Here is a 22,275-nt window from a genome sequence, read left to right as displayed (position 1 = left end):
CTCCCCCTGGCCCGTCACGACACTGTGACTGGGCCGTGGCGCCATCTTGCCCTACCTCGAAGCGCCATTCTGCGCACCGGGTAGGCCGACCGACGCGTGCCCGTCCCACACTCCAACCCGCCACCTCATGTGGGTCAGCCCGCCCGGTGGGCCTGGATGGCACGGCGGCGGGCGAGGCGGTGCGCTCGGCGGATCTCCGCCTCCTTGTAGCGGCGCTCGTCCTCCGCCGTCTCCGGCAGCACCGGGCGGACCGCCCGCGGCGCTCCGCCGACGTCCACACCGACAAAGACCAGGTACGCCGTGGCCACCCGCACCGGCGCGTCCTCGGCCGAGTCCCACCGTTCGGCGACCACCCGCACGCCCACCTCCATCGAGGTCTGGCCGGTCCAGTTGACCTGGGCGTGCGCGTGCACGAGGTCGCCGACCCGGACCGCCTCGGAGAAGACGATCTCGTCGATCGCCGCGGTCACCGCGGTTCCGCCGCTGTGTCGGGCGGCGGCGGCCCCGGCCACGTCGTCCACGAACTTCATCAGAACCCCGCCGTGCACGGTGCCGTAGAGGTTGACGTCCACCGCCGTCATGATCTTGCTGAGAGTGACGCGCGAGTACGACGTCGGCTTGCCGACGGGAGCGGCGGAGAGGTGCTCAGTCATGACGAAAACGGTACGGTGCGCGGATGCGACATCTCTGGAGCTTCCTCGCCGGGCTGGTGGTGGCGCCCATCACCTGGGTGCTGGTCACACTGGGGCAGGACGGGTCGAGCCGGACGGTCGACCGCTGGGTGGAGATCGGCACGTTCAACACCGCCAACCTGATCGAGCCGGCTGTGTACCTCGGTGTCGGCGGTGTCCTGCTGGGCCTGCTCGGCACGCTGCGCTTCTCGCCGCTGGGCCCGCTGGCGGCCGGGGCGTTGCTGGTCACCCCGTACGTCGGGATGTTCGTGGCACCCTTCTCCGTGCGCGACGCGATCCCGCACGAGTGGAAGGTGTTCGGCGACCCGTTGCCGCTGCGGCTGCCCGTGGAGAACGGCACGCTCTTCCTGGTCGGCCTCCTGCTGCTGATGGCGACCTTCAGCCAACAGCGGTGGCGGCAGTGGCCGAACCGTGCGGTCGAGCCGGCCCCGGCACCCGCCCCCGCGTCTGACGGAGGCCCCCGCAACGACGACTTCACGTTGACCGACTGGCCGGCCCCCGCGCCCGCGGAGCGCGACACCGCGCCCCTCACTCTGGGTTACCCGGCCGACTCGACGCCCACCGAACCGTTGCCTCGCCGGGTGGGTGGCGAGTCACCCTGGTCCGCCCCACCGCGCGGCCAGCCGCGCAACGAGGACGACACCACCACCGAGATCCGCTGATCGTCGGGGCGGGCCGGTGGACCGGCCCGCCCCTCTCGTCTCTTCCGGGTCAGTGCAGCGCGACCGCCAGGTCCCCCTCGACCGCGCCGAGGCTGGCACGGGGCACGACAACGAGCATGACGACAAGCGCGGCGGCCATGCCGCCCGCGATGACGATCGCCATCGGTACGCTCCCGGTGCCGAACAGACCGGCCAGTGGTGCCGACAGCGCACCGATGCCGAACTGCACCGCGCCGAGCAGCGCCGCGGCGGTGCCGGCAGCCTCGCTGTGTCGGCTCATGGCCAGGGCCGGCGCGTTCGGCAGGGCGAGGCCCGCGGCGGCCAGGACCAGCCACAGTGACGCGAGCAGGGTGCCCAGGCCACCGAAGCCGGTCGCCGCGAACATGACCAGCAGCAGACCAGCCGCCGTTCCGGCGACCAGGGCGCTGACCAGGATCTGCTGCGGGGTGTATCGGCGCAGCAACCGCACGTTGAACTGGGTGGCCCCGATCAGGCCGACCGCGCCGGCCCCGAAGGCGATGCCGAACTGCTGCTCGTCGAGGCCGTACTCCTGCTGGAGCACGAACGACGAACCCGAGACGTACGCGAACAGGGCCGCCATCGCCAATCCGGCGACCAGCACCAGGCCGACGAACGCCCGGTCGTTGAGCAACCCCCGGTAGTCGCGCAGGGTGGCGCTCACCCCACCGTGCCGCCGCCGCGCCACCGGCAGGGTCTCCGGGAGCCGGAACGCTGCCACGACGATCAGCAGCGCGCCGAGCACCGCGAGCGCCGCGAAGACACCGCGCCAGTCGGTCCAGCTCAGCAGGCCGCTGCCGAGCGTCGGGGCGAGGATGGGTGCCAGCCCCATGACGAGCATCAGTCGGGAGAAGATGCGGGCGAAGGAGGCACCGCTGAACAGGTCGCGGACCACTGCCGTCGCGACCACTGTGGCCGCCGCGACGCCGAGCCCCTGCAGTACGCGCAGCCCACCGAGCACCGCGATGTCGGGTGCGAAGACGCACAGCACGGAGGCCACGATGTGCGCGGCCAGCCCGGCCAGCAGCGGCACCCGCCGTCCGACCACGTCGGAGAGCGGCCCGATCAGCAACTGGCCCAACGCGAGACCGACGAGCGTGCCGGTAAGCGTCAACTGCACGGCGGTCTCGGTGGTCTGCAGGCCGGCCGTGATGGCGGGTAGCGCGGGCAGGTACATGTCGATGGTCAGCGGCCCGATCGCGATCAGGGCGCCAAGCACGAGGACGAGCTGCGCCCGCTGACGGTTCGTCATCAGGTCGCCGGGCAGCACCTCCTGGGCGGCGGCGGAATCGTGTCCGGTCTTTTCCACCAACTGCTTCATCATCTCGATCTCTCTGGAAGCTGGCGCGTCGTCATGACGAGGCGGGGGGTCGTGGTGGGGGTGGCCGGGTGGGCGATGATCCAAGGGTGGTTCTGTCGGTCGCCAACACCTCGGCCGCGTGTGACGTTCCCGGTGTGTGGGGAGTCACCCCGACGCATCCCGTCCGCGAACTTGTGATCGGCGTCACAGCCTACGCAGAACCGCGGCAGGGGTACGCGTCGTCTTGCCTGGTGTGAGACGACGTTTGGACGGGCTCGACGAGGGTGAACTCCTTCGCCGCGTCGCTCGGGGCGACCGGCGCGCGTTCGACGTGCTGTACCGGCGTACCGCCCCGTGGTTGACCGCGCGGCTGCGCCGCCGCTGCGCGGACGAGGACGTGGTCGCCGAGGTGCTCCAGGAGACGTACCTGGCGGTCTGGCGTTCGGCCGGCAGCCAGGCGCACGCCGCCACCTCCGGCAGCGCGGTCGGCTGGTTGTGGACGATCGCCGCCCACCGGTTGATCGACGCGTTCCGCCACCGGGCCCGACGGGAGCGGATCCCGTCGGTGCAGACCTTCGAGACGGTGGCCCCGGCCGCCGAGGACGAGGCGTTGGCTGGCGGGTTGGACGCCAATCTGGAGCGCGCGCTGCACGCGTTGCCAGCGGAACTCCGTCAGGTGCTGCGCTCGATGGTCCTCGACGGTCTGACCGCGCGGGAGACCGCGGTGCTGCTCGGCATGCCGGAGGGGACCGTGAAGACCCGCGCCCGACGGGCCCGAATCGCCCTACGGGAGGCGCTGTCATGACCACTCACCCGACACCCACGGTCATCTCCCAGTACGCGGCCGCCGACGCCGGCGTCGACGACACGACCATCTGGGCGGTCGAGGCGCACCTGGAGACCTGCGCCACCTGCCGAGCGCTGCTCACCGACATCACCGACCCGGGCACGAGGGACCTTCTGGACCGGGTCGCGAGCGGCCTCGCCGTCGCGATCGCCACCGGGCCACGCCCGGCCCCTCGGCGGCGGTTCCTGCGTACGGGTGTCGTCGGGCGGCTCCTGCCCTGGCTGGGCACCGCGGCCGGTCTGCTGCTGGCGGCGGTCGTGTTCGAGAGCACCTTCGACAGCCTGCCCTCGCTGGTGCTGTTGATGGCTCCGGTGGTGCCGCTGCTCCCGGTGGCCGCCGTCTGGAGCAGGCACGTCGACCCGGCGTGGGAGCTGACGGCCACCATGCCTCGCACCGGTCTGTCGCTCCTGCTGCGCCGGACGCTCGCGGTCCTGGTGACGGTCATCCCCGTCCTCGCGGTCGCCGGCTGGGGCACCGCCCACTCCCCCGGCCTGTGGTTGTTGCCGGCGCTGGGCCTCACCGCCGGGGCGTTGGCGCTCGGTGGCCTGGTGGGCGTCGACCGGGCGGCACTCGGGCTGACCGTCGCCTGGTGCGCGGGGGTCGTGGCACCCAGCCTCGCCGGGAGGCACCTCCCGGCGATCCTCACCGACGGCAGCTCGCTCGGCTGGGCGGCTGTCACCGCGACCCTGACGGCCGTGGTGCTCGTGCGGGTCACCCGTCAGGGCGTCCGGGAGCGTCGGCACTGACCGGGCAGGGCCCCGCACGACCTCGAACGACGCCATCGGAAACGGAGAGATCATGATGCGGACGATAAGCGTGGCGGAGACCGCGCCGACCACCTATCCGTGGGCCGTGCACGCCGAGGCCCTCCAGGTCCGGGCCGGCCGGAAGGTGGCCGTCGACGGCCTCGACCTGCGGTTGGGCACCGGCGTGCACGGGCTGCTCGGCCCCAACGGCGCCGGCAAGACGACGCTGATGCGGGCCCTCGCCACGGTGGTGAAGCCGGTCGGTGGCCGACTGACCCTGCTCGGCGAGGACGTCAGCGCCGGCGCGGACCTGCGGCGGGTACGCCGGAACCTGGGCTACCTGCCGCAGCACTTCGGCTTCTATCCGCGCTTCACGGTCCGGGAGTTCGTCGAGTACATGGCCTGGCTCAAGGAGATGCCGAAGGCGACGATTCCCGGTGCGGTGCAGCGGGCCGTCGACCGGGTTGGTCTGACGGACCGCGCCGACTCCCGGATGAAGACGTTGTCCGGCGGGATGCTGCGTCGCGCCGGCATCGCCCAGGCGATCGTCAACGACCCGGAGGTGCTCCTGCTCGACGAGCCGACGGTCGGCCTGGACCCGGAACAGCGCCTCGACTTCCGCGAACTGCTGCGCGAGATCGGCCTGGACAGCTGCGTGCTCGTCTCCACCCATCTGGTCGAGGACGTCACGGTGGCCTGCACCGACGTGGTGCTGGTCAGCGAGGGCCGGTTGGTATGGCAGGGCACCAGCGGTGAGCTCGCCGAGCAGGGCGGCGCCGACGACGCCGGGGACAGCGCCACCGAGCGCGGCTACTCGTCGCTGCTGCGCGCCCACCGTAAGCGGGTGTCGGCATGACGGGGCGGATCCTGCGCATCGAGCTACGCCGCTCGGCGGCGGTGCCCACCGCGCTGCTGCTGCTGGTGACCGGCACGACGTTGCTGCTCACGGGCACCAACTTCTTCGCCGGGCGGTGGATGCAACTGGCCCTCACCACGCGGACCATGCTGATGGTGTTGCTGCCACTCACGCTCGCCGGTGGGGCGTGGCTGGGGCGGCGGGACGCGCGACACCGGGTCGACGAGCTGTTCGCCAGCACCGTCCGGCCACGCTGGCAACGCGTCGGCCCGGGCGCGGTGGCTCTCGCGGCCTCGGTGGTGATCGCGTACCTCCTGGTGTTTGTCATCGCGGCCGGATGGGTGGTGCGGACGTCGGGGTACTTCCCGGTCGCCGCCATCGTGGTGACCGTGGTCGGCGTCCCGGCGCTTGTCGCCGGGGCCTGGCTGGGCATGGCCGCCGGCCGGGCCGTACCCCGGCTGATCACCGCGCCCATCCTCGCCGTTGTCGGTGTCGCCCTGGTGGGGCTGGTTCCGGATCTGGTCATGATGGCTGACACCACGTCGACTCTCGCCCGGTTCCGGCCCGAACCGTCGGCGGTGCTGCTCATCCCGACCTTCAGCGGCGGCGTGGACGACTTCCAGACGATCACCAACCGGGTCAGCGTGCTCCAGCTGGTGTGGCTGGTGTCGCTCGCGGCCACCGGGTTGCTGCTGCTCGGCGCGGTCCGGCGGCGGGCCGTCGCGCTCGCCGTGCTGCCCGCGCTGCTCGGCGCGGCGGTCGCCGTACCGCTGCTGCCGGTGGGCGGGGCCCGCGGCGCGGCCGTGGTCGACCCGGTCGCCATCGAGCTGGTCTGCGACAACAACGGTCGGCAGGTCTGCGTGACCCGGGCGCACGCCGGAGTGCTGCCCGACGTCGTCGGCCCGGCCCGCGAGGCACTTGCCGTGCTTGCGGCGAAGCTGCCGAACGCTCCGGTCCGGGCGGCGGAGACGCAACAGGTCCCCTACTGGGCACGACTCACACCCGACCCGGCACCGCCCCGGCACAGCGGTGACACGCTCGTCTTCGAAGCCCCCTCGATCGATCGAACCGGAGGCGCCGACCTGTCCGACGGGGACTTCCGGCCCTCCCTGCTCCGGGCCGTGTGGGAGCAGGAGTGCGGCGAGAGGTCGACGCCTGACGACGAGCCTCTCGCCCGGATGGTCGCCGCCGCCTGGCTGAGTGACGAACCGCCAACCCTGGAGTCCTGGTGGGATCGCGCGGAGGCCGAACGGGCGCAGCGCGCCTACCAGAGCCTGGTGAGCCTGCCCGAGGCCGAACAGCGACGTCGGATGGCAGCGGCGCGCGAGGCGGCACTGGACTGCCGGACCGAACCCCTGTTGGCGCTGCTGCCTCAGGAGAAGCCGTGAGGTGGCTTCAGCTTCACCTACGCTCCCGGCGGGTGCCGCTGGCCCTGGGCACCGCGATCGTGATGGTCGCACTGGTGTGGGCGCTGTCGCTCGCCTACACCGACTCGACGACGATCAACGCCCGGACGGCCAGCCTCGCCATCATGGTCGCGGTGGTCGCGGTCGGCACCACCCTCAACGGCGCCGACGACGCGCTCGAGCACACCACGGCGATCAACTGGCCGGTGCGCCGCGCCGGGCACCTGCTGCTCGCCGCCGTGGTGATCATCGCCCTGCTGTCGCTCAGCACGCTCACCGACGCGCGCTACGAGCCGCTCGCCCTGGTGCTGCGCAACACGGCCGGCCTGCTCGGGCTGACCGCGCTCGGCACCGCCCTGTTCGGCGCGGCGCTGTCCTGGATCGCCCCGCTCACCTGGACCCTCGTCGCGGTCCTGCCGTTCCTGGGGCCGAGCACCGACGTGCGGGTGCAGGTCGCCAGTTGGCTGGTCCAGCCCGTCCACACCCCCGCCGCCACCACCTGCGCCATCGTGCTGGCGGCGACCGGTCTGCTGACGTACGCCCTGCGCGGCGGCCCGCGGCGACCCGCCACCGAGACGACCTCCGATCGGTGACAGACCGCCGCGCGGCGCGGGGCGTCCTAGCCGACGTCGGCAAGCAACTGCCGGGCCATGACGATCCGCTGCACCTGGTTCGTTCCTTCGTAGATCTGGGTGATCTTGGCGTCCCGCATCATCCGCTCGACCGGGTAGTCCCGCGTGTAGCCATAACCGCCGAGCAACTGCACCGCGTCCGTGGTGATCTCCATGGCGGCGTCGGAGGCGAAACACTTCGCCGCCGCGCCGAAGTAGGTGAGATCCGCGTCGCCCCGCTCCGACTTGCCCGCGGCCGCGTACGTGAGCTGCCGGGCCGCCTCCAGCTTCATGCCCATGTCGGCGAGCATGAACTGGATCCCCTGGAACTCGGCGACCGCCTTGCCGAACTGGCGACGCTCGGCCACGTACCCCTTCGCGTAGTCGAGCGCGCCCTGCGCGATCCCGACGGCCTGCGCGGCGATGGTGACCCGGGTGTGGTCCAAGGTCTTCATCGCGGTCGTGAAGCCGGTGCCCTCCGCGCCGATCATCCGGTCGGCCGGGATCCGCACGTTGTCGAGGTAGACCTCGCGGGTGGGCGAGCCCTTGATGCCGAGCTTCTTCTCCGGCGCGCCGAAGCTCACCCCGGCATCGGACTTCTCGACCACGAAGGCGGAGATGCCCCGGGACCGGGCGGACGGGTCGGTGACGGCGAAGACCGTGTAGAACTCCGACACACCGGCGTTGGTGATCCACCGCTTCACACCGTTGAGCACCCAGTGATCCCCGTCACGCACCGCCCGGGTGGTCATCGACGCCGCGTCGCTGCCCGCCTCCGGCTCGGAGAGGCAGTACGAGAACATCGCCTCACCGGCCGCGACCGGGGTCAGGTATCGGGCCTTGAGGTCGGCGGAACCGGACAACAACAGCGGCATCGTGCCGAGTTTGTTCACCGCCGGGATCAGCGACGAGGAGGCACAGGCGCGGGCCACCTCCTCGATCACGATGGCGGTGGCCAGCGCGTCCGCGCCCGCGCCGCCGTACTCCTCGGGGACGTGCGGTGCGTGGAAGTCGGCCGCGCGCAGCGCGTCGTAGGACGCCTTGGGGAACTCCCCGGTCTCGTCGGCCTCGGCGGCGTGCGGGGCCACCTTCGCGGCGCAGACCGCACGCACCGCCTCCCGGATCGCCTCGTGCTCCTCGGGCAACCGGTAGACGTCGAACGACTCCCCTGCGGCCATCTCGGCCCTCCCCTTCACCACTATCATGCGCAGTCTGTGACGACTCCTGACCGCCGACCGCGCAGACTGAAGACTAACGACTGCAGTTCAGGTGATGTTACCGGCGCGTAGGTACGGGCAAGATGGTGCACCCGACGCGCTGGGCGATGATGGAGAGCGAGACAGTGAGCCACCCTCCGGTGCCCCGCCCAGGCGCCGCAGCAGAATGCGACGCGACGAAGCGGCGCCAGTGCGAGCGGAGAAGACAGGCGTGACGATCCCCTACCCCACCATCCAGCCGACCCCCGCCATCGCCGCGGTGACACCGCCCTCAGGCGCACCCCGGCCGCGGGTGACGTTCCTGGGGACCGGTTACCTCGGTGCGACGTACGCCATCTGCTACGCGGAACTGGGGTACGAGGTACTCGGGTTCGACGTCGACGCCGACAAGATCGCCATGCTGAACGCCGGCCAGGTGCCGATCCACGAACCCGGCCTCGACGAGTTGCTCCGGCGCAACCTCGCCGCCGGCCGGCTCCGGTTCAGCACCGACATGGCCGAGACCGCGGACTTCGGTGACGTGCACTTCATCTGCGTCGGCACCCCGCAGCGGGCCGACGGCATGGGCGCCGACCTGTCGTACGTCGAGGCGTCGGTCACCAGCCTCGCCCAGCACCTGACCCGCAAGGCGTTGATCGTCGGCAAGTCCACCGTGCCGGTCGGCACCGCCGAGTGGGTCGAGCAGCTCGTCGGCAAGCACACCCCCGACGGCCTGGACGTCGAGGTGGCGTGGAGCCCGGAGTTCCTCCAGGAGGGCTTCGCCGTCGACGACGTTCTGCGGCCCAACCGGATCGTGGTCGGCGTCAAGAGCGAGTGGGCCAACGGCATGCTCTACGCCGCGCACAAGGGCGTGTTCGACCTGGCCGCCACGGAGGACCGCGAGGTCCCCCTCGTGGTCACCGACTTCTCCACCGCCGAGCTGGTCAAGGTCGCCGCGAACGCCTTCCTGGCCACCAAGATCTCCTTCATCAACGCGATGGCCGAGGTCTGCGAGGCGTCCGGCGGCGACGTCACCCAACTGGCCCGCGCGATCGGCTACGACCCGCGGATCGGCAACCGGTTCCTCCAGGCCGGCCTCGGCTTCGGCGGGGCCTGCCTGCCCAAGGACATCCGGGCCTTCCAGGCCCGCGCCCAGGAGTTGGGCGCCGGTGAGGCGCTGCGCTTCCTGCACGAGGTCGACCTGATCAACCTGCGTCGGCGTACCCGGGTGCTCCAGCTCGCCGCGGACCTCCTCGGCCGCCGCTCCGGCCCGGCCGGCCCGGACTTCTCCGGCACCCGGATCGCCGTGCTCGGTGCCACCTTCAAACCCAACACCGACGACGTCCGCGACGCCCCGGCGCTCGCCGTCGCCGCACTGTTGCAGAAGGCCGGCGCCGACGTGCACGTGTACGACCCGCAGGGCACCGAGAACGCCCGCCGCGCGGTCCCCGAGCTGAGCTACGAGAACAGCATCAACGAGGCGGTCAGCGACGCCGACCTGGTCTGCGTCCTCACCGAGTGGGCCGACTTCCGCAACGCCGACCCGGTAGCCCTCGGCGAGTTGGTCAACGGCCGCAAGGTCGTCGACGGCCGCAACTGCCTCGACCCGGCACTGTGGACCCAGGCGGGCTGGGAGTACCGGGGCATGGGTCGCCCCTGACGACACCGACGCACACCGGCCGGCCATCGAGCGTCTCGACGGCCGGCCGGTGTCGTTGTTTGCCCCGGACCCGCCGACAAGAGTCGAAATCCGCGCCAGCTTTGGGCATGCTGCGACAGTGGATGTCCACACTGCGGGTGGAGGGGTGTCGTGGCGACCTTTCAATGCTCCTCGTGCGGCCGGGAGATCAAGCCGGCCGTCCGATGCCCGCACTGTGGGGCAGATCAACCACAGTGGGTCGAGCACCTGGCCGATGTCGAGCGTTCGATCGCGGAGATGAAGGCGCGCGACGCCGCCATCGCGCGTGAGCAGCGGCAGATCGCCGCCAAGATGCAGGCCGCGCTCTTCCAGCGGGACATCCTCGCCCACGCCAGCGAGGAGCGGATCAAGCAGGCCACCCGGCCCCGCCGGGTGCTGCGCCGCCGCCCCGGGCGGCGGCCACCGACCGCCACCACCGGAGCGCCACCCCGGGTGCCCCGGCAGGGCACCCCCTCCGGCCCGGAAGAGCCGCCGCCACCGCCGCCGACCCGGCCCACCTGGCTGGACGTGGACGACCCGGAGCACCCGCCGGAGGCCTCGTCGCGCGAGGTGCAGAACATCCCTCTCGGGCTGGGCGCGCTGCTGCTCGGCGTGGCCGCCGTGGTCTTCGCCGCGGTGGCCACCAGCTCGATGGACGCGCTGGCCCGGCTCGGCATCCTGCTCCTGGCCACCGTGCTGATGCTGCTCGCTCCACCGGCCCTGGCCCGGCGGGGGCTCACCTCGACCGCGGAGACCATCGCCGCGGTCGGTCTGCTGCTGGTGCCGCTCGCCGGCAACGCCCTCTGGGCGGTGGACCGGATCGGCGGCGGCTCCGGCACCGTCTTCGCTGGGGTGATCTTCGCGGTCACCGCCGCCGTCGCCTTCGGGTACGCCGGTTGGACGGGCCTGCGCGCGCCCCGCTTCGCCACCGTGCTCGCCGCGCAGCCGGTGCTGCCCCTGCTGGCGTACGACCACGTCACCGGCCCGGGCGGCTGGGCGCTGGTGCTGGCCCTGGTCGCCCTCGTCAACCTCGGCCTGGCCTGCTCCGGCGTGACCCTCGAACGCCCCGCCCGGCAGGACCTGCCAGCACCGGGCGCGCAGTCGACGCCGCGCCAACGCGACGCCGAGAGCCGGCCGGAGGGCGACCCCGAGGAGGCCGGCGAGCTGATCGACGCCGGTGCCGGCAGGGCCGACCCACGGCCGGCCCGCCCGGTGCCCGGCCTGCGGGAGCTGACCTGGCTGCTGCACGCCGTCGCCGTCGCCGTCGCACTCGCGTACGCGGTCACCGCCCTGCTGCGGGCGCAGACCGTGCCGGCCGCGACCGGCGCCGGGATGGTGTTGCTGCTGGCCGCCGTGGTCGGGCTGGCCGGCGCACTGGTGCTGCGCCGGCCGCCGCTGCCCGACGTGGCCGCCGGCATCGTCACCCTGGCCGTGATCGGCGCGCTCAGCCGGATCGCCTCGGTGGCTCTACCCGGCCGGGCGCTGCTGCTGATCGCGGCGGTCATCACGGTCACCGGGCTGGCGGTCCGCGCGGTCCCGGAGGCCGCCCGACGTGGCCCACAGATCGCCGCCGCGGTGGCGCTGACCGTCAGCGGTCTGGTGGTCGCCGGCGGCGCGCTGCGCGCCGGGGTGGCACCGGTCCGGGCGGCGCTGCCCGCCTGGAACCCCGACCTCAGCCGGTACCCGGGTGAGCTGGCCACCGCGGTCGGGCCGACCACCTGGCAGCTCGCGGCTGCCGCGTTCCTGCTCACCATCGCGGCGGTGCTGGCCCTGCCCACCGAGATCCGGCGGGAGTTCGCAGTCGCCGGGACGGTGCTGACCGCACTCGCCGTCCCGGCCTCGTTCGGTCTCGGCTGGGCGGTGGCACCCTGGCCGATGGTGGTCACCGCGGTCGGCATCGGCGTCATCGGGCTCTCCGCCCGCACCGACCGCGCCGCGCTGGCACACGCCATCGGGGCGGCCGTGGTCGGCCTGTTCGGTGCGGGTGCCAGCCTGGCCAGCCCCACCCTCACGGCCGCGGTCCTGATCACCCTGTTCCTGGCCGGCACGCTCGTCGCGGTGGCACCTCGGATCCGGATCGCCTCGGCCGCCGCCGACACGGTCACCGCGTGGGCCGCCGGGGGCGCCGCGTTCGCACTGCCCGGGGCGGTGGCCGCGTTCGTGGCCGCGACCATGCCGACCGACCCGACCCCCACACCGGCGAGCCTGCGCGAGGTGACCGTCCCGGTCCTGGCGGCCAGCTTCCTGGCGGTCTGCGTGACTCTCGGCTACGCCGCGGTCGTGCAGGTCTCCCAGCGCCGCATCCCCGTGCCGCTCTCGGTCGGCACCGGGCTGGGCGCGCTGATGGTCACCGCCGCCGCGTTCGGGGCGCCCGGCGCGACCGTCGCCGACGCCTGGGTCGGCGCGCTCCTGCTGGTCGCGGCGGTGCTGCTCTTCCTGGCCCCCTCCATCGACGCCGGCCGTCGAGCCGACCTCACCCTCGACGGCTCGGACCTGGCCGCCGCGGCGGTCACCACGGCCCTGGTCGCCACGCTGGTGCGGATCGGGGCGGTACTCGCCCCGGGTGGGCAGTTGGCGGTGGCCTCCGCCCTGCTCCTGGTGGTCGCCGTGGGCGCACGCAGCATGCCGGAGGAGTGGCGACGCGGGCCGATCCTCGGCCTCGCCGTCGGCGGTGCCCTGATCGGCGTACTCGCCGGCTGGTCGGCGGTGCGCGGTGGGGTCGGCGTGCTCGCCACCCCCGGCCCGATCTGGAGGGGCGACCTGAGCGACTGGCCGGCCGCCCCGGTCGGCGGGGCCACCTGGCAGGCGCCGGTCGCGCTGGCGCTGCTGGCCCTCGCCGCCGGCATCCTGCTCCCGCCACCCTGGCGCTGGGACATCTCCGGCGCGGCGGTGGTGCTCGCCACCATCGGCGCGCCGGCCGCCTTCGACCTGGCCTGGTGGTCGCCCGTTCTGGTCGGCGGAGTGGTCGCCACCGTGTTCGGCATGGCCGCAGTGGCCACCGAGGAGGCCCGCGCCGCGCTGTCCCGGGCCACCGTGGCCGGGGTCGTCGCGCTACACGCAGCCGGAGCCGGCCTGGTCCGCCCGTGGACGACAGCCCTGGCACTGGGCAGCATCGCTCTCATCGGTGTGGTGGTGGCCACGCTGGCCCGCGTGCTCGCCGACCCTCAGGTCGACGACATCGACACCGAGGGGATGCCGCCGTACCTGGCGCAGATCGGTGGTGCGGCGATCGGTGCCGCCCTGCTCGCCCTCCCCGGTGCGGTGGCGGCGCTTGCCGCCGAGTACGAACACTCGGCGCAGGTGGTGCTGACCGCCGCACTGGCCGCGACCAGCCTCGGCCTGGCCGCCGTCGCCGCGGTCCGCCGGCAGGTGCCGCAGTATCTGCCGTGGGTCAGTGTGGCGGTGGTCGGCGGGGCCGCCATCAGCGCCCTCGCGGCCATCCCCACCGGCCTTGCCGCCGGCGTCTACGCGGCCGCCGCCGCCCTGCTCGGCGTGCTTGCCGAGCTGATCCGCGCGGCCACCGTGCCGCCCGCCGGGGCCGCCCAGCCGGTCCGACGCTGGGCGGTACGACTCGACGGTGCTCTACGTCGGCTGCCGGACGACCCGGAGCAACGACGGTGGCGGGTCAACCCGGCCGCCGGCGCGCTGGCCGCGGCGGCGCTCCCGACCGCCCTGGCCCTCGCCTCGATCGCGCCCGCGCTCGTCGCCGCCCTGGTCGAGCCGCACCGCACACTGACCCGGATCTGGCAGGGCCCACCACCGGAGCTGCTCACTCCACCATCGGACGTGGTCAACCCGACCCACGTGCTGACGGCGCTGCTGCTCACCGCGACCGCCGCGCTGGCCGCCACCGGGTTCAGCGGCGGGCGGCGGTCCCGGGCCGTGCCGGTGGTGCTGCCCGGGGCAGCGGTCACGCTGCTGATCACACCCATCGCGCTGGGCCAGGGCTGGCCCGCCAGCACCGTCGCCGCGCTCTCCGTCTTCACCATCGCGATGCTCGGCCTCGCGCTGACCCCACCGCCACCGCTCGTGGAACGGGCGCGCTCGCTGCGGCTGGCCCGCGTGCTGGTGTTCGTCATCGGCCTGGCCGGCGGCAGCGCCGGGCTCGCCGGCAGCCTCGCCGACCGGCAGATGACCCTGTTCACCCTCGGCAGCGCGGTCGGGGTGGGGGCGGTGGCGGCACTGTTCGGCACCACCCAGCGGGCCCGCATCCTCGGCTGGCTCTTCGCCTCACTCATGGCGCAGCTCTTCGTGCTCACCGCCGGCCTGGTCGCCGGGCTGGCGGCGGTGTGGTCCGCCTTCGGAGTGCTGGCCGTCGGCGCGGTCCTCCAGGTGCTCGCCGCGACCCTGCCCCGACTCCGCCGCCCCGAGGCGCAGCGGGAAGCCTCGACAGTGGAGTGGACCGGGTATGCTGCCGCGCTCATCGCGTTGGCCCTCGCCTTCGACTCACCCCGGCACATCGCCGCCCTGCTGGCCGCCTGGGGCGCTGTCCTCGGGGTGGCGGCCACCCGACCCGGCCGCCACCCGGTGGAACGCCGGATCCTGTTCTGGGCGGTGGTGGTCTGCGAGATCACCGCATGGTGGATCCTGATGCGAGTCGCCGACGTGGCGCTGCCCGAGGCGTACACGCTGCCGTTCGCCGCGCTGGCCCTCCTCGTCGGAGTTCTGGAACTGCGCCACCGACCGGACATGAGCAGCTGGGTGGCGTACGGGCCCGCGCTGGTCGCGGCCTTCGTGCCGACGCTTGCGATCGTGCTCGCCACCGAGTCCAGCACGACACGTCAGATGCTGCTGCTGCTCGGCGCGGTCGCCGTGCTGATCTTCGGCTCGTCCAGTCGGCAACAGGCCCCGGTGATCGTCGGCGCCTCGGTCACCGCGATCACCGCGATCCACGCCCTGTTCAGCCTCGGCCCGTGGCTGGCCCTGATCCCGGTGGGCATCCTGCTGCTGGTACTCGGCGCGAGCAACGAACGCCGCCGCCGCGCCCAGGAACGCCTGCAGACCGCGCTGCGCGGCATGAGATGAGACAGCGAGGGTCACCGGTGCCCTCGCCCTCGCCCTCGCCCTCGCCGATCATGGAGTTGTGGTGGGGGATAAAACCCGCAAATACCCTCTCTCCGGGCACCACAACTCCATGATCGACCCCGTTGAGGTCGGGGTTCACGGGACTGGGGCGGGAGGTGGGCCGCATCTCCCGGGTGACCTCGCGCGATCTTGCACTTTCTGTTGCGATATAAGTCGTGAATGCCGCAGAACGACGACCGAAAGTGCAAGATCGCGCGGCGAGGGCCGCAGGGCGCGGCGAGGGCCGCAGGGCGCGGTGCGAGAGCGCCGAGCGGCGCGCTAGGAGAGGGTTGCTTGGAGGGCGGCTTCCTTGGTTGCCACCAGCTTCTCCAGGTCCTGCTGGTAGGTCGTCATCTTGGCGCGCAGGTCCTCGTCGGCGGCACCGAGGATCCGTACGGCGAGCAGGCCGGCGTTGCGGGCGTTGCCGATCGACACGGTGGCGACCGGGATACCGGCCGGCATCTGCACGATGGACAGCAGCGAGTCCATGCCGTCGAGGTGCTTCAGCGGCACCGGCACACCGATCACCGGCAGTGGCGTCATCGAGGCGACCATGCCGGGCAGCGCGGCGGCACCCCCGGCCCCGGCAATGATCACCTTGAGGCCCCGGTCGGCGGCGTCGCGCCCGTACTCGATCATGGCGACCGGAGTGCGGTGGGCGGAGACCACCCGCACCTCGTACGCCACGCCGAAGTCGTCCAGCACCTCGGCGGCGGCCCGCATGGTCGGCCAGTCCGAGTCGCTGCCCATGATCAAGCCAACCGTGCTCACTGCGGCCCTCTCCTCGTTCGCGAAAGCGTGGCTCACTCGTGCCCCTCGCGCAGCCAACGCGCGGCGCGCGCGGCCCGTGCCCGCAGGTCGTCCAGGTCGTCGCCGAGCACCGTGACGTGCCCGATCTTGCGGCCGGGTCGCACCTGCTTGCCGTACAGGTGCACCTTGGCCCCCGGCTCAGCGGCGAAGAGGTGGTGCAACCGCTCGTCGATCGACATCCCGCCCGGCTCACCGCCGAGCACGTTCGCCGACACCACCACCGGGGCGGTCAGCGCGGTGTCACCCATCGGGTAGTCGAGCACGGCCCGCAGGTGCTGCTCGAACTGCGACGTCCGGGAACCCTCGATGGTCCAGTGCCCGGAGTTGTGCGGACGCATCGCCAGCTCGTTGACCACGATCGCCGGCCGGCCGGCGTCGTCGCGCACCTCGAACAGCTCCACGGCCAGCAGACCGATCACACCGAGCGCGGTGGCCAGGTCGATGGCGAGCTGCTGGGCGGCGACCGCCAACTCCTCGTCCAGACCGGGCGCCGGGGCCAGCACCTCCACGTTGATGCCGTCGCGCTGCACCGTTTCGACCACCGGGTACGCGGCGACCTGGCCGAACGGCGAACGGGCCACCTGCACGGCAAGCTCCCGCCGCAGCGGCACCCGCTCCTCGACGATCAGCCGGGTGCCGCCGGCGAGCAGCGTGGTCGCCAACTCGGCGGCCTGGGTGGCGTCGTCGACCATCCAGACGCCCCGACCGTCGTACCCACCCCGGGCCGCCTTCAGCACCACCGGCCAGCCGACCTGCTCGCCGAAGCCGACGAGGTCGGCGGGCTCCCCGACCGGCCGCCAGGCCGGGTTGGGGGCACCCAGCTCGGTCAGGCGTTCCCGCATGACCTGCTTGTCCTGCGCGTGCAGCAGCGCGTCCGCCGGCGGGTAGAGGGGCACCCCCTCCGCCGCAAGCGTGCGGATGTGCTCGGAGGGCACGTGCTCGTGGTCGAAGGTGACGACGTCGCAGCCCTTGGCGAGGGTACGCAGGGCGGCCAGGTCGGTGTGGTCGCCGTACTGGACGTCGGCGGCGACGAGCGCCGCGCCGTCGTCGGGGGCGCTCGCGAGCACACGCAGTGACTGGCCGAGGGCGATAGCGGCCTGGTGGGTCATCCGGGCCAACTGGCCGCCACCCACCATGCCGACAACTGGCAGACCGGTACGGGAATCCATAGCGCGGCCAGCCTATCCGGGCCCCCGAGACGCCCACCGGGAGGGCTGGCGACCGACCCGGCCGGCCCCGGCGGGACCACCCGGCGGGTGGCGTGGGTGACTACCGGGCGTGGCCGTGCGGTCAGCCCAGCTCGGCGACCAGCTCCTCGACGGAGGTGACCGGCCGCTTGCAGACGAAACCCCGGCAGACGTACGCGGCGGACCGCCCGTCGACGAGCGGACGGTCGGCGAGCAGCGGCACACCCGGCTGGTCCGGCCCACCGGCGACGACCACCGCTCCGGGCGGGGCGTGCCGGTGGGCGGCGGCCACCAGCGGGTCGCCGGCCGGGTCGTCGGTGACGACGGCGATCTCGTACGGCCCGGAGAGCAACGCCTCGCCGACCGTCGCCGCGTACCCGGTGAACCGGGGGTGCTTACCGACGATCGGCGCGACAGTGCCGAGGGCGGCCTCGGCGGCCTCCCGGTAGCGGGTCTCCCCGGTCAGCGCCGAGTACGCCACCAGCCCGGCGATCAACGCGGACCGGCCGGACGGGGTGGCGTTGTCGGTGGGGTCGGCCGGGCGGGTGACGAGCCGCTCCGCGTCGTCGGCGGTGTCGTAGAAGGCGCCACCGGGCGCGGCGAAGTGCGCCAGGGCGGTGTCCAGCAGTTCGCCGGCCAGGGTGAGCCAGCGCCCCTCGCCGGTGAGCTGGTGCAGTGCGCAGAAGGCCTCGGCCACGCAGCCGTAGTCCTCAAGGACACCAGCCGGCTCGCCAACCTTGCCGTTGCGGGAGACCCGGCGCAGCCGGCCGTCCACCAGGTGCACGCTGGCCAGGTGCTCGGCGGCCTGACGCATCGCCCCGTCGGCGACGATGGTGACGCCGTCCATCAGGTTGGCATCAGCGTCCTGCGGGGACGCGTACACGGCGGCGACCTGCTGGAACTCGGCGATTGCGGTGATCGCCAGGCCGTTCCAGGCGGCCACCACCTTGTCGTCGAGGGCCGGTTGCGGGCGGGTGTCGCGGGCGGCGAGCAGCCGACCGACGACCTGCTGCCAGCGGGCGCGGACCTCCGGCGCGGCGTCGTCGACGTCCCGGGCAAGCTTGAGCACGCTCATGCCATTTTCAAAGGTGCCCGCTTCGGTGACGGTGAGGAGGTCGGCGGCGAACCGCCCGTCCTCCTCGCCCAACGCCTCGACGAGTTGCGCGGGCGTCCAGGCGTAGGTGAGCCCCTCGACGCCCTCGGTGTCGGCGTCCAGCGCGGAAGCGAACCCCTGCCCCGGTCGATGCAGCTCGTCGGCGAGGAACCGGGCGGTGTCCCGGGCCACCCGGCGGGCCAGCGGGTCGCCGGTGAGCCGCCACAGTTGGGTGTAGACCCGCAGCAGCAGCGCGTTGTCGTAGAGCATCTTCTCGAAGTGCGGCACCGTCCAGTGCGCGTCCACGGAATACCTGGCGAAGCCGCCCGCGAGCTGGTCGTAGATGCCTCCCCTGGCCATCGCCTCGGCGGTGTGCCGGGTGATCTCCAGGCTGGCCGGGTCGCCGGTGCGCTGGTGGTGGCGCAGCAGGAAGAGCAGGTTCATGTGCGGCGGAAACTTCGGGGCACCGCCGAACCCGCCGTTCGTCGCGTCGTACTCGCTTGCCAGCCTGGCGGCCGCCGCGTCGAGCAGTGCGGCGTCCAACGGCGCGGTGGGGCCGCCCACGGCCTGCGCGCCACCGATCGCCTCGACCACGGCGGCGCCCTGGCCGAGCACCGCGTCGCGCTGTTCCCGCCAGGCGGTGGCCACCGACTGGAGCAACTGGACGAAGTTCTGTCGCGGGAAGTACGTGCCGCAGAAGAACGGCGTGCCGTCCGGGGTGGCGAAGACGGTCATCGGCCAACCGCCCTGGCCGGTCATCGCCTGGGTGGCGGTCATGTAGACAGCGTCCACGTCCGGGCGCTCCTCCCGATCCACCTTGATCGACACGAAGTTGTCGTTCATCAAGGCGCCGACCTGCGCGTTCTCGAACGATTCGTGGGCCATGACATGGCACCAGTGGCAGGCCGCGTAGCCCACCGAGATGAGCACCGGAACGTCGCGGCGCTTCGCCTCGGCGAACGCCTCGTCCGACCAGGGCCACCAGTCGACCGGGTTGTCGGCGTGCTGGAGCAGGTACGGGCTGGTGGCGTCGACGAGTCGGTTCACCTGACGACCATAGCCACCCTCGGCGAGGACCGCGCGGGCTCCACCCGGACGGTCAGGAGGCGCCGTCGGCGCGGAGCCGGAACACGTTCGACTCGGCTGAGTCGCGCAGCGAACCCAGCACCGCGCCGATCTTGTCGGCCGGCATCGGCTTGAAGAAGTGGTAGCCCTGCGCGGAGGTGCAGCCCAGCTCGGCCAGGGCCATCCGCTGCTCGGCGGTCTCCACCCCTTCGGCGACCACCCGCAGCCCCAGCTCGTGCGCGAGGCCCACAGTCGTCCGGACGATCGCGGCGGCCTCCGGCGAGTCGGCCATCCGGATGACGAAGGAGCGGTCCACCTTCAGCTCGTCAACGGCGATCCGGGTGAGGAAGGTCAGCGACGAGAACCCGGTGCCGAAGTCGTCGACCGCAAGCTGCACACCCATCGACCGGAGCGTCGCCAGCACCTCGTCGATGACCTCCAGCTCGCTCATCACCACCGTTTCGGTGATCTCCAGGACGAGCCGGTGCGGCGGCACCTGATGGCGACGCAGCGCGTCGGCGATCTCCGCCGGCAGGCGGGGGTCGAGCAGGCTGCGCGCCGAGAGGTTGACCGAGATCGGAACGTCCAACCCCTCGCGGGCCCACCCGGCGGCCACGCTCAGCGCCTTGTCGAGCACGTAGCGGGTGAACGTGCCCAACTGCTCGCTGTTCTCCACCGGCCGGATGAAGTCGACCGGGTTGAGCCAGCCCCGCCGGGGGTGCTGCCAGCGGATCAGCGCCTCCACCCCGGTGGGCGCACCCGTGGCCAGGTCGACAGCCGGCTGCAGCGCCAGCACCAGTTGGTCGTCGACCTTCAACGCCTCCCGCAGCTCGGCCAGCAGGGCGAGTTGGTCGGTGCTCGCCGCGTCACGCGTGCCGTCGTACGCGGCGACGTTGCCGCCGCCCTCCTTGGCCTGGTACATCGCGATGTCGGCCCGACGCAGCAACTCGGTCAGGTCCGCGGTGCCGGCGGTGGCCACCACCACCCCGACCGAGACCTCGATGGACATCCGTACGCCGGCCACCTCGGTCGGCGCGGCCAGCCGCTCGGCGATCTCGCGGGCCTGGCGCAACGCGTGGGCCATCGGGGCCGCCCGGTCGCCGAGCACCGGCACCGCCGTGAGCAGCAGGGCGAACTCGTCGCCGCCGAGTCGGCCGAGCAGGTCGCCGGCGCGGACCAGCTCGCTGAGTCGGTTCGCGGTCAGCCGCAGCAGTTGGTCACCCGCCGCGTGGCCGAGGGTGTCGTTGACTTCCTTGAACTGGTTGATGTCCAGCAGCAGCAGCGCCACCGGGTGGTCGTGGCCGAGGTGCCGCAGCGACTGGTCGCCCTTGCTGAGCATCGCCGCCCGGTTGGCGAGCCCGGTGAGCGGGTCGTGCACCGCCTCGTACGAGGAACGGGCGGTGACCAGCCGCAGCTCGTGGTGGGTCGCGGCGTCGTGCAGCGCGGCGGCGAGCGCGTCGCCGAAGGCGGCCACCGCGTCACGTTCCCGGGCGGTGGGCGGCGCCGAACGGGGGAACCGGACCAGCAGCCGGCCGACCGGCGCGGCACCGACCGACAGTTCCCGACTCAGCTCGTGCTCGTCGGGCTCCGACCGGGCCGGTGGGCCCGTCTCACGGTCGATCAGCTGACCGCTGGCGTCACCCCGGTAGCGGTGCCACCGGCCATCGGCCCGCGCGACGTCGACGTCCACCAGTTCGGCGTTGAACAGCGTCAGCGCCCCGGTGACCGCCGCGCTGGCGACGCCCCGTTCGTCGAGCTGGTTGAGGGCCGCGGTGGCCTCGGCGAAGGCACGCCAGGTGCGGCGCTCCTGGTCGGAGCGCAGCCGGTACCGGTAGGTCTGCTGCAGCAACCACAGCAGCGGCGGCAGCAACAGCAACCACCGCGGATCCAGCTCCAGCAGAGCGACCACCACGAGACCCACCGCCACGTTGCCGACGAACATCATCAGCTTGCCGCGCAGCGCGGCGAGCAGGGTCGACCCGATCGGCAGACCGTGGCGCAGACCCAGCGTCACACCGCCCAGCCAGGCGTTCACCAGGAGGTACGTCACCGAACCGGCGATCACGGCCAGCGCCAGCATCGGGGTGGGTGGGGAGAGCAGCGGTCGACCCAGCGCCGTGGTCACGGAGACGGCAAGCGCCGCTGCGGCGGCGAGCGACGAGGCGATCCGGACGATCTCCAGGGCCGGACGGCGGTCGTTGTGCAGTGACAGCACCGTCCAGGCCAGCCCGGTGCCGAGCAGCGTGGCGGACGGAAGCCAGCCCGCCGGTGTCAGGTAGAGGCAGACGATCAGGGCAGCCTCGCCCCAGGTGATGCTGACCATGCCCGCTGCCGAACGGAACCGCAGCCGGGCGAGTTGGGCGAGGGCCAGGACGGCGACGGCGATGCCGAAGCGGGCCGGGCCGCCGAGTGGGTCGTCGGCCGGCAGCCGGACCGGGAGGGTCAGCCCGACCGCGGCGGCGGTCAGGGCGGTGAGCGTGACGGCGGCGGTGAGCACGAGCAGCCGGCCCGGTGTGCCACGCACCCCGAGCCGATCGAACGGGTCGCCGGCCGGCGTGGAGGTCATCGACCTCCCCCGTCAGCCGACCGACCGACGTCGCGGCGGGCGGCCGGTGCTGTGCTGCTCATCGGCGCCTCCTCCCGCACACGGCTCGGAGACTTTTGGTCCCCCCGGCGGAAGGCTAAGCCAAACCGGGTGGTCGCAACAGGGGGCGACCACCCGGTTCGGCGTGAATCATGCGCTGACTACCCGTTCAGGTGCTGCTGGTGCCCGTTGGGAGCGGGGGTGGATGAATCACGCCCCCCGGTCTCGTCTGTCGGATCGACGACTGTCGCGTCGGCCCTGGTCGGATCGGTCGACCCCGACTGCTGGGAGAAGCGGTCCGGCAGACGGCGCAGCCGGGCGTTCATGTTGCGGATCAGCAGGATCGTCGCGGTGGCCAACAACAGGATGAGGAAGAGGCCCATCGGCCCGGCCAGACCACCCGTGCGGGTGTCCCCGAAGTTGTTCTCCGCGAGCACCTGGGCAGCGGTCAGCATGGCGT

General features: G+C 72.8%; 16 protein-coding genes. 8 read left to right on the top strand and 8 right to left on the bottom strand.

The window, feature by feature from the left end:
- Positions 1–134: 134 nt before the first annotated feature.
- Positions 135–653: a hotdog domain-containing protein gene (locus AB0C15_RS17185; RefSeq protein WP_357352874.1), complete on the bottom strand. Its 519-nt coding sequence runs from the start codon at positions 651–653 to the stop codon at positions 135–137.
- Between the two features lie 23 nt (positions 654–676).
- Between AB0C15_RS17185 and AB0C15_RS17180 the strand changes: the two genes are divergently transcribed.
- Complete coding sequence (locus tag AB0C15_RS17180; RefSeq protein WP_357352872.1) at positions 677–1,354, top strand: hypothetical protein; 678 nt, start codon at positions 677–679, stop codon at positions 1,352–1,354.
- 49 nt (positions 1,355–1,403) lie between these two features.
- Here the strand turns inward: AB0C15_RS17180 and AB0C15_RS17175 are convergent, their stop codons facing one another.
- Entirely contained in the window at positions 1,404–2,696 is a 1,293-nt protein-coding gene (locus AB0C15_RS17175) for a multidrug effflux MFS transporter (protein WP_357352870.1), read from the bottom strand.
- 229 nt (positions 2,697–2,925) lie between these two features.
- On the opposite strand from AB0C15_RS17175, the gene AB0C15_RS17170 reads away from it, so the two are divergent.
- Genes AB0C15_RS17170 through AB0C15_RS17150 form a run of 5 tightly spaced genes read left to right on the top strand, consistent with a single transcriptional unit; the run spans position 2,926 to position 7,120 of the window.
- Entirely contained in the window at positions 2,926–3,477 is a 552-nt protein-coding gene (locus tag AB0C15_RS17170) for a sigma-70 family RNA polymerase sigma factor (protein WP_357352868.1), read from the top strand.
- Positions 3,474–4,265: a hypothetical protein gene (locus AB0C15_RS17165; RefSeq protein ID WP_357352866.1), complete on the top strand. Its 792-nt coding sequence runs from the start codon at positions 3,474–3,476 to the stop codon at positions 4,263–4,265. The genes AB0C15_RS17170 and AB0C15_RS17165 overlap by 4 nt, the downstream gene beginning before the upstream one ends.
- Positions 4,266–4,320: 55 nt before the next feature.
- Positions 4,321–5,121, top strand: a complete 801-nt coding sequence (locus tag AB0C15_RS17160) for an ABC transporter ATP-binding protein (protein WP_357352930.1) — start codon at positions 4,321–4,323, stop codon at positions 5,119–5,121.
- Positions 5,118–6,509 carry a hypothetical protein gene (locus tag AB0C15_RS17155; RefSeq protein WP_357352864.1) on the top strand — a complete coding sequence of 464 codons (1,392 nt, stop codon included), beginning with the start codon at positions 5,118–5,120 and terminating at the stop codon, positions 6,507–6,509. Before AB0C15_RS17160 ends, AB0C15_RS17155 begins: the two co-directional genes overlap by 4 nt.
- 32 nt (positions 6,510–6,541) lie before the next feature.
- On the top strand, positions 6,542–7,120 hold the full coding sequence (locus tag AB0C15_RS17150) for a hypothetical protein (protein ID WP_357352862.1): 579 nt from the start codon (positions 6,542–6,544) through the stop codon (positions 7,118–7,120).
- Between the two features lie 26 nt (positions 7,121–7,146).
- Here the strand turns inward: AB0C15_RS17150 and AB0C15_RS17145 are convergent, their stop codons facing one another.
- Positions 7,147–8,316: an acyl-CoA dehydrogenase family protein gene (locus AB0C15_RS17145; protein WP_357352860.1), complete on the bottom strand. Its 1,170-nt coding sequence runs from the start codon at positions 8,314–8,316 to the stop codon at positions 7,147–7,149.
- A gap of 250 nt (positions 8,317–8,566) precedes the next feature.
- On the opposite strand from AB0C15_RS17145, the gene AB0C15_RS17140 reads away from it, so the two are divergent.
- Both AB0C15_RS17140 and AB0C15_RS17135 read left to right on the top strand, forming a co-directional pair.
- Positions 8,567–9,994 (top strand): UDP-glucose/GDP-mannose dehydrogenase family protein, encoded by a 1,428-nt coding sequence (locus AB0C15_RS17140; RefSeq protein ID WP_357352858.1) that lies wholly within the window; start codon positions 8,567–8,569, stop codon positions 9,992–9,994.
- 150 nt (positions 9,995–10,144) lie between these two features.
- Complete coding sequence (locus tag AB0C15_RS17135; RefSeq protein ID WP_357352856.1) at positions 10,145–15,037, top strand: permease; 4,893 nt, start codon at positions 10,145–10,147, stop codon at positions 15,035–15,037.
- A gap of 318 nt (positions 15,038–15,355) precedes the next feature.
- Here the strand turns inward: AB0C15_RS17135 and purE are convergent, their stop codons facing one another.
- The 5 genes from purE to AB0C15_RS17110 form a co-directional block, all read right to left on the bottom strand.
- Positions 15,356–15,847 carry a 5-(carboxyamino)imidazole ribonucleotide mutase gene (purE, locus tag AB0C15_RS17130; RefSeq protein WP_357352854.1) on the bottom strand — a complete coding sequence of 164 codons (492 nt, stop codon included), beginning with the start codon at positions 15,845–15,847 and terminating at the stop codon, positions 15,356–15,358.
- 32 nt (positions 15,848–15,879) lie between these two features.
- Complete coding sequence (locus AB0C15_RS17125; protein WP_357352852.1) at positions 15,880–17,055, bottom strand: 5-(carboxyamino)imidazole ribonucleotide synthase; 1,176 nt, start codon at positions 17,053–17,055, stop codon at positions 15,880–15,882.
- Between the two features lie 121 nt (positions 17,056–17,176).
- Positions 17,177–19,213 (bottom strand): thioredoxin domain-containing protein, encoded by a 2,037-nt coding sequence (locus AB0C15_RS17120; protein WP_357352850.1) that lies wholly within the window; start codon positions 19,211–19,213, stop codon positions 17,177–17,179.
- A 52-nt stretch (positions 19,214–19,265) separates the two neighbouring features.
- On the bottom strand, positions 19,266–21,797 hold the full coding sequence (locus AB0C15_RS17115) for a bifunctional diguanylate cyclase/phosphodiesterase (RefSeq protein ID WP_357352847.1): 2,532 nt from the start codon (positions 21,795–21,797) through the stop codon (positions 19,266–19,268).
- Between the two features lie 179 nt (positions 21,798–21,976).
- Positions 21,977–22,270 carry a hypothetical protein gene (locus AB0C15_RS17110; protein WP_357352845.1) on the bottom strand — a complete coding sequence of 98 codons (294 nt, stop codon included), beginning with the start codon at positions 22,268–22,270 and terminating at the stop codon, positions 21,977–21,979.
- Positions 22,271–22,275: the final 5 nt, after the last annotated feature.

Origin of the sequence: Micromonospora sp. NPDC048835 (assembly GCF_040649995.1) — a bacterium.
Taxonomy (GTDB): domain Bacteria; phylum Actinomycetota; class Actinomycetes; order Mycobacteriales; family Micromonosporaceae; genus Micromonospora.
The sequence above is the reverse complement of the archived record's forward strand: the minus strand, read 5'-3'. Positions and strand labels throughout refer to the sequence as shown.